Source organism: Streptomyces sp. NPDC002206, from assembly GCF_053593595.1.
In genome coordinates this window covers 991,963-1,008,691 of record NZ_JBSFCW010000001.1, presented here as the reverse complement: position 1 = coordinate 1,008,691, position 16,729 = coordinate 991,963, and the positions used below count along the sequence as shown (strand labels likewise).

Below are 16,729 nucleotides of genomic sequence, written 5' to 3'. Positions count from 1 at the left end.
GTGGGGTGGTCGCCGCGCGTGCGCTGCCGTCGCAGCCTTCACCTGGCCGTCACGCGCCGCGATCACTTCCTCCAGACGCGCGATCGCGACCTGGATGTTGCCCTGCGCAACCCGGCGCGCCCGTTCAACCGGCGATCCCGGCCCTGACCGACGCATGGCACAGCCGCGCGTGATCAAAGGCATGTGAAGGGGATATTCAGGTCATCGCGAGTTCGCGGGATCGCGGGATCGCGGGATCTCCAGAAGATCTTCGCGGGATCTCCCTCGGTCAGTGACGCCCCGCCAGCCGGTCCGCCACCTTGGCGATGGGGTCGGTGCCGGGGCGGGGGGAGGTGAGTTCCCGCCGGTCCGCGGTGCGGTAGGCCGCGTACATGCCGTGGACGCCGATCCAGCGGAAGGGTTCCGGTTCCCAGCGGCGGACCTTGTGGTTGACCCAGGGGAGGGTCGTCAGGTCGGTGGGGCCCGACTGGCCGGAGTCCTGCTGGATCAGGTCGCGCAGGGTGCGGGCGGCGAGGTTGGTGGTGGCGACGCCGGAGCCGACGTAGCCGCCGGCCCAGCCCAGGCCGGTGGAGCGGTCGAGAGTGACCGTGGCGCACCAGTCGCGGGGGACGCCGAGGACGCCGGACCAGGCGTGGTCGATGCGGACGCCCGCCGTGGTGGGGAAGAAGCGGACCAGGATGTCGCGGAGGGCCTCGATGGTGGCGGGCTGGGTGCGGCCGTCGTTGTCGGTGGCGGAGCCGTAGCGGTAGGGGACGCCGCGGCCGCCGAGTGCGATGCGGTCGTCGGCGGTGCGCTGGGCGTACATGTAGGCGTGGGCCATGTCGCCGAGGGTCTCGCGGCCGTCCCAGCCGATGGTGTCCCAGATCTCCTTGGGGAGCGGCTCGGTGGCGATCATCGAGGAGTTCATCGGGAGCCAGGTGCGTCGCTGACCCCTCAGTCCCGAAGTGAAGCCTTCGGTGCAGCGCAGGATGTACGGGGCGCGGACGGTGCCGTACGGGGTGAGGGCGTGCTTCGGCTTGATCTCGGTGACGGGGGTCGATTCGTGGATGGTGACGCCGAGCGCTTCGACGGCGTCGGCGAGGCCCTTGACGAGTTTGACCGGGTGCAGGCGGGCGCCGTGCGGGGTCCAGGTGGAACCGACGGCTCCGGTGACGCGGATGCGTTCGGCGGTCTCGCGGGCGCCGCGCAGGACACGGTCGGTCTCGCCGAAGGCGATCTCCACGGAGTGGAAGTCCTTGAGGCGGGCCAGCTGGGCGGGGGTGTACGCGACTTCGAGGACGCCGCCCCGGTGGATGTCGGCGTCGATGTTCTCCTCGGCGGCGGCGCGTACGACTTCGTCGACGGTTTCGTTCATCGCCTTCTGGAGGCGGACCGCGGCGTCGTGGCCGTGGAGTTTCGCGTAGCGGTCGCGGCCCGCGATGCCGTTGTAGAGCCAGCCGCCGTTGCGCCCGGAGGCGCCGTAGCCGCAGAACTTGGCTTCCAGGACGGTGATGTTGAGGAAGGGGACGGCCTTCTTGAGGTAGTAGGCGGTCCACAGGCCGGTGTATCCGCCGCCGACGATGCAGACGTCGGCCGTGGTGTCGCCGGGCAGGGGTTCGCGGGCTGTGGGGGTGCCCTGATCCGTGTACCAGAACGATATTCCGCCGTTGACCGTGCTGACGGTGCTCATGTTGCCCCTGCTTGTCCGGTGTGAAGCCGAGTCTGTGTGAAGCCCGGGGCCGAGTGAAGCCCGAGTTCCTGTGTGGCGGGACGTTACTGCGTGAGGGGTGGTTTCGTCGTCCCCCGGGTGAGCGGGTAGCAGGCGAGACCGATGAGTGCGGCGGCGAAGTGACCGAGGTCGGTGAAGGTGCGGCCGGTGATCAGGGGGACGCCGTAGACGACGAGGACGGCGAAGAGGTACACCAGCCGCCAGGGGCGGGGGACGTGGTATGTGAGGACGGCGACCACACCCGCGAGTGCGTAACTGACCCCGACGTCCAAGGTGGTGACGGCGGACACGGGTGCCTGCCCGTGGCGGACGGCCCAGGCGAGGACGCCCTCGCTGACGAGCGTGGCCAGGACGTGCGCGAGCGCGGCGACCGCGAGCCACCGCAGCGTGCTGAGCCAGCGCTCGACGGGGGCGTGGAAGACCGTGAAGAGGAAGGCGTACATGGGCCAGTGGCCGCCCTCGATCCAGAAGGCGCTGGAGATGAGGACGCGTACCGGGTCGCGGACGAGCTCGTGGATGTTGGTCGAGCGCTGGCGCAGGAAGTCCTCTTCGAAGTCGGGTGACATCTGGTGCACGACGACGGTCGTGGCGAAGAGGATTGCCAGCCAGATGTAGGTGCCGGGGGCGCTGCGGATCCAGCAGCCGACGGCGCGGATGGCTCGCGCGGGGGCCGGGTGTGTGGGTGGGGAGGGGCTGCTCGAGGCCATAGACGATTGATGCACGGTCCTACGATCGGGTGCGTGATCGACATTCCGGACGCGCTGATCGCCACCCGGTCCAAGTACAACGGGGAGGCCGGCCGGGCGTTTGTGGCCGCGCTGCCCGGGCTCGCGGACCGATTCCTGGGGGAGTGGGGGCTGCGGCGGGACGGGGCCGCGATGTACGGGGTGTGTGCGCTGGTGCTGCCGGTGGTGCGCGCGTCGGACGGCCGGCCGGCGGCACTGAAGCTTCAGGCGAAGGACGAGGAGACAGCGGGGGAGCCGGTCGCGCTGCGGGTCTGGGGCGAGGCGGGTGCGGGAGCGGTGGGGCTGCTCGACCACGACCCGGGGACCGGCACGATGCTGCTGGAACGGCTGGACGAGCGGCGGCCGCTGTCGGAGGTGGCCGATGAGCGGGCGGCGGTCGAGGTGCTCGCCGGGCTGCTGGCCCGGCTGACGTCCGTACCTGCGCCGGACGGACTGCGCCGGCTCGGGGATGCCGTGGAGCGGATGCTGGACGGGGTGGCGCGGGCGGTGGCCGGGCCGGCGGACGCGGACGAGCGGCGGCTGCTGAGGGACTGTGCGGCAGCGGTACGGGAGGTGGCGGGCGAACCGGGGGACCGGCTGCTCCACTGGGACCTGCACTACGGCAACATCCTGGCCGGGCGGGCCGACGAGGGCCGGGCGCACGAGTGGATCGCACTGGACCCGAAGCCTTCCCCAAGCTCTTAAGGAGCAGGGGAGACCCCATTGCAGGGGACCCCGGTTTCGATCTGATGCCCGCCCTGGCCAACCGGTTCGACGCGTCGTCGGTGCGGTGGCGGTTCGATCTGATGACGGAGGTGCTGGGGCTGGACCGGGAGCGGGCGCGGGCCTGGACACTGGGGCGGACGCTGCAGAACGGCCTCTGGGGTGTGACGGAAGGCGGACACCGGCTGCCGCCGGACCAGGTGGAGATCGCCCGGCAGCTGCTGGGGCGGAGGTGAGTGAGGGAGAGAGAGGTAGGGGCGAGCAGCGGCACAGGACGGACGCGTGTCTACGCTGCCCTCATGATTCGTACCGCTACCGCTGCCGATGTCTCTGTCATTCACGCGATGGTCCGCGAGCTCGCCGACTACGAGAAGGCGCTCCATGAGGCGAACGCCACCGAGGAGCAGCTGCGCGAGGCACTCTTCGGTGAGCGGCCCGCAGCGTATGCGCACATCGCCGAGTCCGACGAGGACGGCGAGATCGTCGGCTTCGCGTTGTGGTTCCTGAACTTCTCGACGTGGCGCGGGGTGCACGGCATCTACCTGGAGGACCTGTACGTACGTCCGGACCGGCGCGGTGGCGGGCACGGGAAGGCGCTGCTGAGGGAGCTGGCGCGGATCTGTGTGGAGCGTGGTTACGAGCGTCTGGAGTGGTCGGTGCTGGACTGGAACGCCCCGTCCATCGCCTTCTACGACTCGCTGGGCGCGCGGCCGCAGGACGAGTGGACGGTGTACCGGCTGACGGACGGGGCGCTGGCGGAGCTCGGCAGCTGACCTCTGCCGGACACCTCCTACGGCACGAGGACGACCTTGCCCATCGTGCCGCGCGTCTCCAGGGCGCGGTGGGCGGCGGCCGCTTCGGCGAGGGGGAAGCGCTGGACGGCGGGGCGCAGGCGTCCGGCGGCGGCTTCGGTGAGCGCGCGTTCTTCGAGGACGCGCAGGCCGCCCGCCTTCTGCATCATCGCCGGTCCGAGGACGCTCTCGGACGTGATGCCGCGTTCGGCGAGTTCCTCGTCGGTGAAGGTGAGCGGGGACCCGTTGTGGAGTCCTTCGCCGGACCAGCCGAAGACGATGTGCTGCCCGCCCTTGCCGAGGAGGTCGACGGCCGCGCGGCCGGTGACGCCACCCACGGAGTCGTAGACGACGGTGGCGCGGCGGCCGAGGCCGTCCAGGTGGGCGCGGACCCGCCGGGGCCAGTCGGGGAGGGTGTAGTCGACGGCGAGGTCGGCGCCGTTGGCCCTGACCGCGGCGGTCTTGGCGGGACCGCCGGCCAGGCCTATGACGGTGGCCCCGGCGTTCTTGGCGTACTGCACGAGCAGGGTGCCGATACCGCCCGCGGCGGCCGGGACCAGGGCGATGGAGTCGGGGCCCAGGTCGGTGAACTGCAGGATGCCGAGTGTGGTGCGACCGGTGCCGATCATGGCGACGGCTTCGGCTTCGTCGAGGCCGGGCGGGATCCGGTGGAGCCTGTCGGCGTCGGTGACGGCGAGTTCGGCATAACCGCCGGGGGCCGTGCCGAGATGGGCGACGACGCGGTTGCCGAGCAGCCCGGGGTCGGTGGACTCGCCGAGCATGTCGACCGTTCCGGCGACTTCCCGGCCGGGGACGGTGGGCAGCTCGGCGGGGGCCGGGAAGGGGCCTGTCATGCCCTCGCGCAGGGCGGTGTCCAGGAGGTGCACGCCCGCCGCGGCGACGGCGATACGGACCTGGCCGGGGCCGGGTACGGGGTCGTCGGCCGTCTCGTACGTGAGGTTCTCGGCGGGGCCGAAGGTGTGGAGGCGGACGGCGTGCATGGCGGGCTCCCCGGGTCGACTGGCTGTCGGGGTTCACCCTCTGACCTCAACTCCGCTTGAGGTCAAGTGGGCGACGGGCCGGCCGTGGCGGTTCGCTCGCTCCGAGCGCGAGCACGGCGGCCTCCATACCGCTGTTGAACGAGACCTCGCTGAGCAGTCCGGGCGCGGCGACCTGGTCGCCCGCGAGGTAGATGCCGTTGCCGCGGTCGATGGCCGGCCGGTCCCGCCAGGTGGTGCCGGGGCGGTCGACCGCGCCCGTACGGCCGGCGGCGAGGGCCTCGCGCCGCCACTCGACGCGGTCGCGCCAGCCCGGGAAGCCGAGGTCGAGGAGGTCTTCGGCCCGGGCGATGCCGGCCGCCTTCGACTCGCCGGGGGCGACGGGAATCTGGCCCTGGACGAGCTGCCGGCCCGCCGGTGCGAGGGTGCGGTCCTGGGCAGTGAAGCGTTCTGTCCAGCCGGGGGCGTCCAGGTCGGAGACGGCGAACGCGTCGCCGCGCCGGGTGCGCAGCGCCAGGTCGATCAGCGCGGTCCTGCCGCTGTCCCAGGTCAGGGTGGGGTCGCGGAGCAGGCCGCGGGCGGCGTCGAGGGAGGTGGCGACGACGACCGGGCCGCTGCGGGCCAGGAGGTCGAGGGTGCTCGGGTCGATCCGGCTCACCGTCTCGATCCGGACGCTCAGGTTCCAGGCACGCGCGGCCATCCGGTCGATGACCTGCGCCCAGCCGCCGACCGGGTAGCGGGCCTCGGGCGGCAGTGCGGCGGCGCGGCGCAGCCGCTCCTGGACGAACGCGGCGGAGAGCGAACCGGGGTCGTGGTGGTAGAGCGCGACAGCGGCGAAATGCGCGGCCGTGCGGGCGCCCTCCTCGCCGACCTGAGCGGTGGCCCAGGTGCGGAAATCGGTGTCGACGGGGGCGTGTTCGGCCCGGCGGCGGGTCAGCCGGAGGAGGGCGAGGGGCGGGGTCCTGCGCAGGGCGCCGCCCAGCCGGAAGCGGAGTTTGCCGGCCTGGCGCAGCGGCACGGCGGCGGTCGGGCCGAGGAGGTCGCGCTGCGCGAGCCAGGTCCAGTGCGGTCCGCGGCAGTAGAGGGCGTGGGGTCCGTCATTGGTGCGATACGGGCCTTCGGCGGTCCGGGCGCGGCCGCCGAGCGTGTGGTGGGCCTCGTGGACGGTGACCAGGGCGCCGGACTCGGCGGCCGTGATCGCTGCGGTGAACCCGGCGAGGCCGCCGCCGATGATGTGGATCCGCTGCATGTTTCGGTCCCCTCGGTCGAAGAATGCGTCATAGAGGGGACGGCCGGAAGCGCGGACGTGTGACATCGGCGCGCGGGGCGTTGTCAGTGGCGTGGGTCACGATGGGGCCCATGGCACGTAACAGCAGGAGTGATGGCGGGGGCGGGAAGGGCGTCGTGGCGGCGGCGCGGCGGCCGGAGGTGCGGCTGCCGCCGCTCGTTCCGTACGACGGGGAGGGACTGGAGCCGGACGGCGACTACGACGGTGTGCGGTTCGAGGGGGTGGATCTCGCGGACGGGTCGGGGCCGGGCGCGCGGTTCATGGACTGCGCGCTGGAGGGGTGCGGTCTCGACCGTACGGAGCTGGTCAGGGCCCGTTTCATCGACTCGGTGCTGACCGGGGTGCGGGGTGTCGGCACCGACCTCGCGGGGGCGTCGCTGCGCGATGTGGAGGTGGTGGACGCACGGCTGGGCGGGGTGCAGCTGCACGGTGCGGTGCTGGAGCGGGTGCATGTGCGTGGCGGGAAGATCGACTACCTGAATCTGCGGAAGGCGCGGCTGACGGACGTGGTCTTCGAGGGCTGTGTGCTGTCCGAGCCGGACTTCGGGGACGCGCAGCTGGTGCGGGTGGAGTTCCGGGACTGTGTGCTGAAGCGGGCCGACTTCAGCTCCGCGCGGATGGACGCGGTGGATCTGCGGACGGCCGCCGAGCTGGACATCGCGCGGGGGGTGGAGCGGCTGGCGGGCGCGGTGATCAGCCCGCTGCAGCTGATGGAGCTGGCGCCGGCCTTCGCGGCACAGATCGGGGTGCGGGTGGAGGCGTAGAGGGTTGCTCCGGACCTCCGGGACAGGTCAGACGCGGGGGAAGCGGGCCTGGAGGTCCCAGATCACGGGGTTGTCGGCGAGCCCCTCGTGCATGTCGGCGAGGTCCGCGATCAGGTCGTGCAGGAAGTCGCGGGCCTCGCGGCGCAGGAGGGAGTGGCCGAAGGTGAGCGGGGGTTCGTCGCCGGGCATCCAGTCGGCCTCGACGTCGACCCAGCCGAAGCGGCGCTCGAAGAGCATCCGGTCGGACGATTCGGTGAAGTCGAGCTCGGCGAACTGCCGCCGGTGCGAGCGGCTGCCGCGGGGGTCCTGGTCGATCTGCTCGACGATGTCGCAGAGCGCCCAGGCGAAGTCGAGCACGGGAACCCATCCCCAGGCTGTGGATACTTCGCGGTCCGCCTTGGTGTCCGCGAGGTAGACGTCCCCGGAGAAGAGATCGTGCCGCAGGGCGTGGACGTCCGCGCGGCGGTAGTCGGTCTGCGGGGGATCGGGGAAGCGTCGGGAGAGGGAGTAGCCGATGTCGAGCACAGTTCGATGGTGTCATGCCCGGGGGTGCGTCGATGCCGGAGCGGTGGGTGCCCCACGGCCCCGGGAGCCGTGGACGCCCGGCGCCGCGGCGGTCCTCGCCGCAAGCCGGCCCGGCTCACGGCAGCAGCCGCTGCTCCTTCGCCACGGACACGGCGCCCGCGCGGGTGTCGACGCCGAGTTTGTCGTAGATGCGGCCCAGGTGCGTCTTGACCGTGGCCTCGCTGATGAACAGGGCCCGGGCGATGTCCCGGTTGCCCAGGCCCTGGGACAGCTGGCCCAGGATGTCGCGTTCGCGGTCCGTGAGCGTCGGTAGGGGGCTGCGCATGCGGGCCATGACACGACTGGCCACGGGTGGGGAGAGCGTGGTGCGGCCCTGGGCCGCCGAGCGGATCGCGGCGAACAGTTCCTCCGGGCGTTCCGCCTTCAGCAGATAGCCGGTGGCGCCCGCTTCGATGGCGCGGGTGATGTCGGCGTCCGTGTCGTACGTCGTGAGGACGAGGACGTGGACGCCGGTGACCGCGATGCGACGGGTGGCTTCGACGCCGTCGATTCCTTCGCCCAGTTGGAGGTCCATCAGGACGACGTCGGGGGTCAGCCGGGCGGCCAGGGCGACGGCCTCCTCGCCGCTGCCCGCCTCGCCGACGACCTCGATGTCCGGTTCGCTGCCCAGGAGGGCGAGCAGTCCGGCGCGTACGACGGCGTGGTCGTCGCAGAGCAGGATCCGTACGGCGGGCGGGGTCATGAGAGTTCCTCCGGCGAGGGCGAGGGCGAGGGCGAGGGGGCGGGCGAGGGCGAGGGGGCGGGCAGGGGGACCTCGGCGGAGACGACGGTTCCCTCGCCCGGTGCCGATTCGATCGTGAGCGTGCCGCCGAGCTGGTGCAGCCGGGCGCGCATCGCGGGCAGCCCGTGGCCGCGTACGCCGGCCGGCGGACGCAGGGCGGCCGCCCCCCAGGTGCGGCGCAGGCGCCGCCGGGGGGCGTGGTGGGCCGGCGCCGGTGTGTGGCTTCCACGGGCTACCGCCGGTGCGGGCGGGGTGAAGCCGCGGCCGTTGTCGGCGATGTCCAGGACGGTCCGGTCGTCGAGGTGGGTCAGTGTCAGCGCGGCCTCCGTGGCGTCCGCGTGCTCCCTCACATTGGCCAGGGCGCCCTGGGCGATGCGCAGCAGTGCGGACTGCACCCGGTCGGGCAGTGCCGCGTGCGGCGTCCCCTCCACATGGCAGCGGACCGTGAGCAGGCCGTGGGCCTGCGCCGTTTCGCGGGTGGCCAGTGCGCGCAGCGCCGCCTCCAGGCCGCCCCCCTCCGCGAGGTCCGCCGGTGCCAGGTCGTGGACGAAGCGGCGCGCTTCGGCGAGGTTGCGCTCGGCGATGCCGGCGGCCGTACGGACATGGCGGCGGGCGGTCGCCGGGTCGGCGTCCCAGGTGCGGTCCGCGGCCTGGAGCAGCATCTGCTGGCTGGACAGGCCCTGCGCGAGGGTGTCGTGGATCTCCATGGAGAGCCGCTGGCGTTCGGCGAGGGTGCCTTCGCGGCGTTCGGTGGCGGCGAGTTCGCGGCGGGTACGCAGCAGATCGTCGATCAGATCGCGCTGGCGCACGGCCTGGCGCTGCATGTGGACGAAGACCGCGGTCGCGGTGGCCGCCACGGCGGGGGGCGCGAGCACCAGGTTCGGGTCGAAGCCGTGGGCCAGCCGCAACTGCGCGGCCACGACGAACACGGTGAGCAGGGCGACGAGGGCGAGCGCGGCGCGCGGCGGGAGCAGCCGCAGCCCGGTGTAGAAGAGCGGCACCGCGCACCAGGCGAAGCTCGGCGCGAGGACGACAAGCACCATCCACACGGCCACGAGCACGCCGAGCCGGGCCAGCCGGCGCGGGGTGGGGCGGGAACCGAGCGCCGGGCCCAGCAGATACAGCGCGGCGAGCGCGACGGACAGCGCGATGATCCACGGGGTGCGGTCCTCGCCGGGGTGGCGGAGCAGGAAGCGGGCCAGGGACGCGCCGAGCAGCAGGAAGAACGCGGCGTGCATGAGCAGCGCGAGCCACCGGGCATCCGGGTCGGTGGCTTCGGTTCGGTGCTCCACCTCGTACCTCTTACTCCCTGCCGACTGCCGAAGAGCTGCTGCTTGACCTGCGCGGATACATCCATGGTGACCCGGTGCGGCCACCCCCGCATCAACCGATCGGCCGATGGGTCCGTCAGCCGTCCTGCGTGCGGTGTCGAGCCGGTACGTCGACGTTACGGGGCCGGATCCGGCCGGAGGATCGATCACAGAGCCGGACACCGCCTGATCGGATCACCGCACGGGCGGAACACCATCGAATCGTCCAGGAGCCCCACCATGAAGAAGATGCCGCTGCGCACCCGTGTCCTCACCGGTGCCGTCGCCGCCGCCGCGCTCGGCGCCGGAACCTTCGGTGCCATGACCGCGAGCGCCTCCGCACCCGCCGCTGCGCCTGCCGCCGCCGTCACGGCCGACACAGCGGACCGGAACCTCCAGCAGACCACCCATCTGACCGTCGCTGCCGCCACCAAGGCCGCGCGGGCCGCCCTCGACGCCGCCGAGAACGAGAACCAGCGTGTGGCGGTCGCCGTCGTCGACCGGAACGGCAACACCGTCGTGACGCTGCGCGGCGACGGCTCCGGCCCGCAGGCGTACGAGTCCGCCGAGAGGAAGGCGTACACCGCTGTCTCCTGGAACGCCCCCACCTCCGTGCTCGCGGGCCGCCTGGCGCAGGCCCCGAACCTGAAGGACATCCCTGGCACCCTGTTCCTCGCGGGCGGCGCCCCGGTGCAGGTCAAGGACGCACCGGTGGCCGGCATCGGAGTGGCCGGCGCCCCCAGCGGCGACCTCGACGAGAAGTTCGCCCGGGCGGGCGTCGCCGCACTCGCCAAGTAGCACAGCCGACCACAGCCCAGGAGAAACCGCGGATGAACACCCTCGATCAGGGCCTCCTCCGAGCCGCGCGCACCGGTGACGCCGATGCCGCACGCACCGCGATCGAGGGCGGCGCCCGCGTCGACGCCCGCGACGAGGAGCGGCGCACCCCGCTGCTCCTCGCCGTGCACGGCGACCACGTCCGGCTCGCCCGGCTGCTCGTCGAGGCGGGTGCGGATCCCGATGCGCAGGACAGGCGCGAGGACAGTCCCTGGCTGGCGACCGGCGTCACCGGCAGTGTCGCGATGCTGCACACCCTGCTGCCGGCCGGTCCCGACCTGAAGCTCCGTAACCGGTTCGGCGGCATCGCGCTGATCCCGGCGAGCGAGCGCGGCCACGTCGGTTACGTACGGGAGCTGCTCCGCGTCACGGACATCGACGTCGACCACGTCAACCGGCTCGGCTGGACCGCCCTGCTGGAGGCTGTGATCCTGGGTGACGGCGGCCGGGCGCACCAGGAGATCGTCGAACTGCTGCTGGCGGCGGGCGCGACCCCCGGTCTGCCGGACGGCGACGGGGTGACGGCGCTGGAACATGCGGAGCGGCGAGGGTTCGCGGAGATCGCGGCGCTGCTGCGGCACCCGGACCCGAGGTGAGCTTCCGCCGATCCGTCAGGCCGACTTTCCGCACATAGGATCATTGTGTGCGCCCCACCGCCCTGTTCCTGGCCTTCGTCACTGCCACCGTCGTCTCCCTCGCCGCCGGCTGCACCGGTGGTGTGGAGGGGACTCCGGGCGTCGCCGGTCTGCGCGACCAGTACTTCCCGAAGGCCGGCAACGGCGGGTACGACGTCACGCACTACGACCTCACTTTCGACGTCGACCCGGCCGCCCAGCGGATCCGCTCCACCGCCGTGATCACTGCGCGCGCCACCCAGGACCTCAGCGCCTTCAACCTCGACCTGGCCGGGCTGACCGTCGAGTCCGCGCAGGTCGAGGGGCATCCGGCCGCCGTCAACCGGGCGGGCCGCGAGCTGACGCTGCGCCCCGCCGCCGAGGTGGAGAGCCATCTGCACAAGGGCAGGACCTTCCGTACGGTCGTCCACTACTCCGGCTCCCCGCTGACCCTCACCGATCCGGACGGGTCGAAGGAGGGCTGGCTGAGGACGGCGGACGGATCGGTCGCGCTCGGTGAGCCGGTCGGGTCGATGGCCTGGTTTCCCGGCAACGACCACCCGAGCGACAAGGCGACGTACGACCTCACGGCCACTGTCCCCCGGGATCTGACGGCCGTCTCCAACGGTGAGCTGACGTCCCGGAAGGTCTCCGGCGCCACCACCACGTACCACTGGCACACCGGCCAACCCATGGCGAGCTATCTCGCGACGCTCGTCGTCGGCCGCTTCGACACGAAGGCGTCGACGACCCCCGACGGCATCAAGGTGTTCACGGCCGTGGACCCGAAGGTGGCCGCGGCGAGTGCCCGGACCCTCGCCCGGATCCCCGAGGTCGTGCGGTGGGAGGCCGCGCGCTTCGGCCCGTACCCGTTCTCGTCGACCGGCGCGATCGTCGGCCGTCCGCACGACTCCGGGTATGCGCTGGAGACCCAGAACCGGCCGTACTTCCCCGGACCGCCGACCGTGGGACTCCTCGTCCACGAGATGGCCCACCAGTGGTTCGGGGACTCCGTCACGCCCGCCGGCTGGCGCGACATGTGGCTCAACGAGGGCTTCGCGACCTACGCCGAGTGGCTGTGGAAGGCGGACAAGGAGGGCGTTCCCGTCCGGCGCAGTTTCGACGCCGCCTTCGCCGACGATGCCAACTGGGCGTTCCCGCCTGCCGATCCGCCGACGGCTGCGGACATTTCCCAGGACCCGGTGTACGAGCGCGGGGCAATGGTGATCCACAAGATCCGGCAGGCGGTCGACGACGACCGGCGGTTCCTCGCGCTCGTCGCGGGCTGGACGAAGGCCCATCGGTACGGCACCGCGTCGACGGCCGACTTCACCGCGTACGTGGAGAGGACGACGGGGAAGGATCTGACGGATCTGTGGAACACCTGGCTGTACGGCCACGGCCGGCCCGCTCCGGAAAAGAGCTGACCGGCCCCGGGAACCCACCGGCAACTACTTCACATTGACGCCCGACCAGGCGGCGTCCACGGCCGCGAGCTCCGGGCTGCCCGCCCCGTACAGGTCGGTCGCCGCCTTCTCCGTGGCCGTGCGCGCGGCCGCGTAGTCGGTGGACGAGGTCATGTACGCGGAGAGCGCCTTGTACCAGATCTGGACTGCCTTGTCCCGGCCGATGCCGGTGACGGTCGAGCCGTCGGAGGTCGGCGAGTTGTAGGCGACGCCGTTGATGGTCTTCGCGCCGCTGCCCTCGGACAGCAGGTAGAAGAAGTGGTTGGCGACGCCGGAGGAGTAGTGGACGTCGAGGTCGCCGACGCCGGCGCTCCAGTAGTCCGCCGAACCGCCGTCCTTGCTCGGCTTGTCCATGTAGCGCAGCGGGGTGCCGTTGCCGTTGATGTCGATCTTCTCGCCGATGAGGTAGTCGCCGGCGTCGCTGCTGCTGTCGGCGAAGAACTCGACCGAGGTGCCGAGGATGTCGCTGGTCGCCTCGTTGAGGCCGCCGGACTCGCCTGCGTAGTCGAGCTTGGCCGTCGCCGCGGTCAGGCCGTGGCTCATCTCGTGGCCCGCGACGTCCAGGCTGGTGAGGGCGCTCCTGTTGTCGGTGCCGTCGCCGTACGTCATGCAGAAGCAGCTGTCGTCCCAGAACGCGTTGACGTAGGCGTTGCCGTAGTGGACCCGGGAGTAGGCGGCCCTGCCGTCGCCGGCGATCCCGTTGCGGCCCAGTTCGTTCTTGTAGAAGTCCCAGGTCGTGGCGGCGCCGTAGTGGGCGTCGACCGCGGCGGTCTGACGGTTGGTCGCGAGACCGTTGCCCCAGGTGTCGTCGTCGTCGGTGACGAGCGAGCCGGTGCCGCTCTCGCCCTGGTTCAGGTCGTACGTCTTGTGGCCGCCGCGGTCGCGGTCGGTCAGCTGGAAGCCGGAGCCGCTCGCGGTGGTCGACAGGGTGACCTTGCCGCTGTACTGGCTGTTGCCGACGCCGGTCTCGATCGCCTCGTAACTGTGCAGCGTCCTGCCGGTGACGGCGTCCGTGATGACGTGACGCCTGCTGGGCGTGCCGTCCTTCTGCACGCCGGTCCGCACCGTCTCGAAGGCGAGGACAGGCTTGCCGCTGCCCGCCCAGATCACCTTGCGGGCGCTCGCCACGGTCTTCACCTTCGGCGTCGTGGACGGTACCGATATCCGGGCGCTGGTCGCCTTGGTGACGCTCTTGAGCTTTCCGCCGGCGGTGGTGTGGGTGACGAGGTCGCCGCCGAGGACGGGCAGTCCGGCGTAGGTGCGCTCGTAGCGGGTGTGGACGGTGCCGTCGGCATCCTTGATCACATCGCGGACGATCAGCTTTTCCTGGCTGCCGAGCCCGAGCGAGTCGGCCGTCGAAGAGGCGTTCGACCGGGCCGACTTGATCGCGGCGATCCGTTCCGACGCGGTGTCCGTGCCGATCGCGGTCCTCGCGCCGGACGTGTTGGCGGTACGGGTGGCGGAGGCGCCGTCGTGGGCGTTGCCCGGGGCCGCGGTCGCGGCACCGGACTGCACGCCGACGACGACCATCGCGGCCACGGCGGCCAGGGCTGCGGCGCGACGGGTGGTCATGTGGGGGGTCATGCGTTCTCCGTTGTTCGTTCCGTGGGGGGTTACGAGCGGAGAGCGTGCCATCGGATGACCGAATTTGACGGTGTGCCGACAATTGCCTCACATTCTTTTGACCACTTCTTGTCCGACTGAGGTGCTCTTGTGTCCGTTATTCGGCGGGCTTCAGTGGCTTGCGCAACACCGCGCAGGGGCGGCCCAGTTGGCGGTCGGGCCGGTGGGCGATGACCTCGTAGCCGAGCGCGGTCCAGAAGGCGAGCGCCCTGGGGTTGTTCTCCAGGACGGCCAGCCGGATTCCGTCCCGCCCGGCTGCCCGGAACCGCTCCTCGACGAGGCCGGCCAGTTGTCGCCCGTAACCGGAGCGGTGCTGCCGTGCGTCGACCATGAGCAGTCCGACCCACGGGTCGGGGTCGGCCGGGTCCGGATGGTGCGCGAGGGTGATGGCCACGCCGACCAACCGCCCCTGCGACCGGGCGAGCAGCACCTCGGTGTCCGGGTTCGCCAGCTCCTCGGCGAGCGAGGCCGCGACCTGTTCCGACCGGATGTCGTGGGGGTCCGGGAAGTCGCCGCTGAGCTGCTGGAACGTCGGATCGGACGCGTAGAGCGCGGTGAGTTCGGCGAGCAGCGGGCCGGGAAGCGCGCCGGCCACCGGCAGCAGCGGTTCGATGATCACACGGCGCAGCCTATGCGGGCGCGCGGTGCCGCCGTGCGGTGCCGCCGCGCGCAGCCACCCGTACGGCGGCCACCCACGGCGCGACCGCCCGTGGAACGGCCGGACGCCGCGCACATCTCCGGGAAACCGGTGGCTGTGCGCGGCGCGTGGACGATCCGCAGGAGCCGTCAGGGGTGCCGGACGGCGTACTAGTTCACGTTGATCGCGGACCAGGCGGAGGCGACGGCTGCGTACTCCGCGCTGCCTGCTCCGTACAGGTCGGTCGCCGCCTGCAGGGTGGCGACCCGCGCCGCCGCGTAGTCGGTGGCCGATGTCATGTACGTGGTGAGCGCCTTGTACCAGATCTGGACGGCCTTCGCGCGCCCGATGCCCGTGACCGTGGAGCCGTTGGAGGTCGGCGAGTTGTAGGCGACGCCGTTGATGGTCTTCGCGCCGCTGCCCTCGGACAGCAGGTAGAAGAAGTGGTTGGCGGGCCCGGACGAGTTGTGGACGTCGAGGCGGCCGACTGTCCTCGACCAGTAGTCCGCCGAACCGCCGTCCTTGCTCGGCTTGTCCATGTAGCGCAGCGGGGTGCCGTTGCCGTTGATGTCGATCTTCTCGCCGATGAGGTAGTCGCCGGCGTCGCTGCTGTTGCCCGCGTAGAACTCGACCGCGGTGCCGAACATGTCGCTGGTCGCCTCGTTGAGGCCGCCCGATTCGCGGCTGTACTTCAGACCCGCGGTCGCCGCGGTCAGACCGTGGCTCATCTCGTGTCCGGCCACATCCAGCGAGGTGAGCGGCTTCAGGTTGCCCGAGCCGTCGCCGTACGTCATGCAGAAGCAGCTGTCCTGCCAGAACGCGTTGACGTAGGCGTTGCCGTAGTGGACCCGGGAGTAGGCGGCCCTGCCGTCGCCGGCGATCCCGTTGCGGCCCAGTTCGTTCTTGTAGAAGTCCCAGGTCGTGGCGGCGCCGTAGTGGGCGTCGACCGCGGCGGTCTGACGGTTGGTCGCGAGACCGTTGCCCCAGATGTCGTCGGCGTCGGTGAAGAGGGTCCCGGTGCCGGAGGTGCCGCCGTTCAGGTCGTACGTGTTGTGGCCGCCGCGTCCGCCGTCGGTCAGGTTGTAGCCGGATCCGGAGGCCGAGGTGCCGAGGGTGACGGTGCCGCTGTACTGGCTGGTGCCGGACCCCGTGTCGATGGCCTCGTACGAGTAGAGCTCCTTGCCGCCGGCGGCGTCGGTGATGACGTGGCGCTCACTGGGCGTCCCGTCGGCCTGGGTGCCCTTGACCACGTTCTCGTAGGCGAGCGCAGGCTTGCCGGTGACGGCCCAGATCACCTTCCGGGCACCGGACTTGGCGGTGGCCGTGGCGGTCGTCGATGCCACGGATATCTTTGCGTCGGTTGCCTTGGACACCCCCTTGAGGGAGCCGTCCTTCCTGGTGTGGGTGACCAGGTCGCCGCCGAGGACGGGCAGTCCGGCGTAGGTGCGCTCGTAGCGAGTGTGGACGGTGCCGTCGGCGTCCTTGATCACATCGCGGACGATGAGCTTCTCCTTGCCGCCCAGCTTGATCTTCGCGGCGGTCGAGGCAGCCCCGGCCTGGGCTTCCTCGATGGCCGCGGCCCGCTGGGACGCGCTGATCGGCAGCGCGGTGGCTCCGGCCGTGCGGTCCTGGGCGGCATCGGCCGAGCCTGCTTGTACGCCGACGACGACCATGGCGGCGGATGCGGCAAGAGCGGCGGCACGCAGAGTGGTTCTCACTCGTTCTCCTTCACTCGGTACATGAGCTCCGTGAGGGGTGTGCGGTGAGACTGGCACCGGTGCGCCTAAATTTGGCAGGGGCGTGTCAAATATTTGACCGGATCTTGTCCGTTCATGAGGTCGCGCTGTCCGTTATGCGTTGTGCGTCAGGTGTCGTGCGGTCGAATGCGGGCCGTCTGACGGCATGACAGACGGGAGCCCCCGGCCGAAGAATCGACCGG

At 71.5% G+C, this 16,729-nt stretch carries 15 protein-coding genes and 1 pseudogene; 6 read left to right on the top strand and 10 right to left on the bottom strand.

Annotated elements, in window-relative coordinates; genetic code table 11:
- Positions 1 to 268 precede the first annotated feature (268 nt).
- Together ACWCP8_RS04735 and ACWCP8_RS04730 are read right to left on the bottom strand one after the other, a co-directional pair.
- Positions 269 to 1,669, bottom strand: a complete 1,401-nt coding sequence (locus ACWCP8_RS04735; protein ID WP_451114104.1) for an NAD(P)/FAD-dependent oxidoreductase — start codon at positions 1,667 to 1,669, stop codon at positions 269 to 271.
- Between the two features lie 83 nt (positions 1,670 to 1,752).
- Positions 1,753 to 2,415, bottom strand: a complete 663-nt coding sequence (locus ACWCP8_RS04730; RefSeq protein ID WP_352266820.1) for a rhomboid-like protein — start codon at positions 2,413 to 2,415, stop codon at positions 1,753 to 1,755.
- A 9-nt stretch (positions 2,416 to 2,424) separates the two neighbouring features.
- Between ACWCP8_RS04730 and ACWCP8_RS04725 the strand changes: the two are divergent.
- Both ACWCP8_RS04725 and ACWCP8_RS04720 read left to right on the top strand, forming a co-directional pair.
- Positions 2,425 to 3,392, top strand: a pseudogene (locus ACWCP8_RS04725) (aminoglycoside phosphotransferase family protein).
- A 63-nt stretch (positions 3,393 to 3,455) separates the two neighbouring features.
- Entirely contained in the window at positions 3,456 to 3,929 is a 474-nt protein-coding gene (locus tag ACWCP8_RS04720) for an N-acetyltransferase family protein (protein WP_451114103.1), read from the top strand.
- A 17-nt stretch (positions 3,930 to 3,946) separates the two neighbouring features.
- Here the strand turns inward: ACWCP8_RS04720 and ACWCP8_RS04715 are convergent, their stop codons facing one another.
- The gene (locus ACWCP8_RS04715; protein ID WP_451114102.1) at positions 3,947 to 4,948 is read right to left on the bottom strand and encodes a zinc-binding dehydrogenase; all 1,002 of its coding nucleotides are present in this window, start codon (positions 4,946 to 4,948) and stop codon (positions 3,947 to 3,949) included.
- A 46-nt stretch (positions 4,949 to 4,994) separates the two neighbouring features.
- Positions 4,995 to 6,194, bottom strand: coding sequence for an NAD(P)-binding protein (locus ACWCP8_RS04710; protein WP_352266824.1), 1,200 nt, complete (start codon positions 6,192 to 6,194; stop codon positions 4,995 to 4,997).
- 101 nt (positions 6,195 to 6,295) lie between these two features.
- Here ACWCP8_RS04710 and ACWCP8_RS04705 point away from each other — a divergent pair, with 101 nt between their 5' ends.
- On the top strand, positions 6,296 to 6,997 hold the full coding sequence (locus ACWCP8_RS04705; protein WP_352266825.1) for a pentapeptide repeat-containing protein: 702 nt from the start codon (positions 6,296 to 6,298) through the stop codon (positions 6,995 to 6,997).
- 27 nt (positions 6,998 to 7,024) lie between these two features.
- Here the strand turns inward: ACWCP8_RS04705 and ACWCP8_RS04700 are convergent, their stop codons facing one another.
- The 3 genes from ACWCP8_RS04700 to ACWCP8_RS04690 all read right to left on the bottom strand — a co-directional run bounded on the left by ACWCP8_RS04700 (position 7,025) and on the right by ACWCP8_RS04690 (position 9,541).
- On the bottom strand, positions 7,025 to 7,522 hold the full coding sequence (locus tag ACWCP8_RS04700) for a hypothetical protein (protein WP_030933146.1): 498 nt from the start codon (positions 7,520 to 7,522) through the stop codon (positions 7,025 to 7,027).
- Positions 7,523 to 7,637: 115 nt separating this feature from the next.
- Positions 7,638 to 8,264, bottom strand: a complete 627-nt coding sequence (locus tag ACWCP8_RS04695) for a response regulator transcription factor (protein ID WP_352266826.1) — start codon at positions 8,262 to 8,264, stop codon at positions 7,638 to 7,640.
- Positions 8,261 to 9,541, bottom strand: coding sequence for a sensor histidine kinase (locus ACWCP8_RS04690; protein ID WP_451114162.1), 1,281 nt, complete (start codon positions 9,539 to 9,541; stop codon positions 8,261 to 8,263). The genes ACWCP8_RS04695 and ACWCP8_RS04690 overlap by 4 nt, the downstream gene beginning before the upstream one ends.
- A gap of 312 nt (positions 9,542 to 9,853) precedes the next feature.
- Here ACWCP8_RS04690 and ACWCP8_RS04685 point away from each other — a divergent pair, with 312 nt between their 5' ends.
- Genes ACWCP8_RS04685 through ACWCP8_RS04675 form a run of 3 tightly spaced genes read left to right on the top strand, consistent with a single transcriptional unit; the run spans position 9,854 to position 12,491 of the window.
- A complete protein-coding gene (locus ACWCP8_RS04685; protein ID WP_355994555.1) occupies positions 9,854 to 10,411 on the top strand; it encodes a GlcG/HbpS family heme-binding protein in 558 nt (185 codons plus the stop codon).
- A 32-nt stretch (positions 10,412 to 10,443) separates the two neighbouring features.
- Positions 10,444 to 11,046 carry an ankyrin repeat domain-containing protein gene (locus ACWCP8_RS04680; RefSeq protein ID WP_352266828.1) on the top strand — a complete coding sequence of 201 codons (603 nt, stop codon included), beginning with the start codon at positions 10,444 to 10,446 and terminating at the stop codon, positions 11,044 to 11,046.
- Between the two features lie 47 nt (positions 11,047 to 11,093).
- Positions 11,094 to 12,491, top strand: a complete 1,398-nt coding sequence (locus ACWCP8_RS04675; protein WP_451114101.1) for a M1 family metallopeptidase — start codon at positions 11,094 to 11,096, stop codon at positions 12,489 to 12,491.
- Positions 12,492 to 12,515: 24 nt separating this feature from the next.
- On the opposite strand, the gene ACWCP8_RS04670 is transcribed toward ACWCP8_RS04675, so the two are convergent.
- The 3 genes from ACWCP8_RS04670 to ACWCP8_RS04660 all read right to left on the bottom strand — a co-directional run bounded on the left by ACWCP8_RS04670 (position 12,516) and on the right by ACWCP8_RS04660 (position 16,463).
- Positions 12,516 to 14,114 carry a M4 family metallopeptidase gene (locus ACWCP8_RS04670; protein WP_451114100.1) on the bottom strand — a complete coding sequence of 533 codons (1,599 nt, stop codon included), beginning with the start codon at positions 14,112 to 14,114 and terminating at the stop codon, positions 12,516 to 12,518.
- A gap of 136 nt (positions 14,115 to 14,250) precedes the next feature.
- The gene (locus ACWCP8_RS04665; RefSeq protein WP_355994566.1) at positions 14,251 to 14,772 is read right to left on the bottom strand and encodes a GNAT family N-acetyltransferase; all 522 of its coding nucleotides are present in this window, start codon (positions 14,770 to 14,772) and stop codon (positions 14,251 to 14,253) included.
- A gap of 188 nt (positions 14,773 to 14,960) precedes the next feature.
- Entirely contained in the window at positions 14,961 to 16,463 is a 1,503-nt protein-coding gene (locus ACWCP8_RS04660; RefSeq protein WP_451114160.1) for a M4 family metallopeptidase, read from the bottom strand.
- Positions 16,464 to 16,729 lie beyond the last annotated feature (266 nt).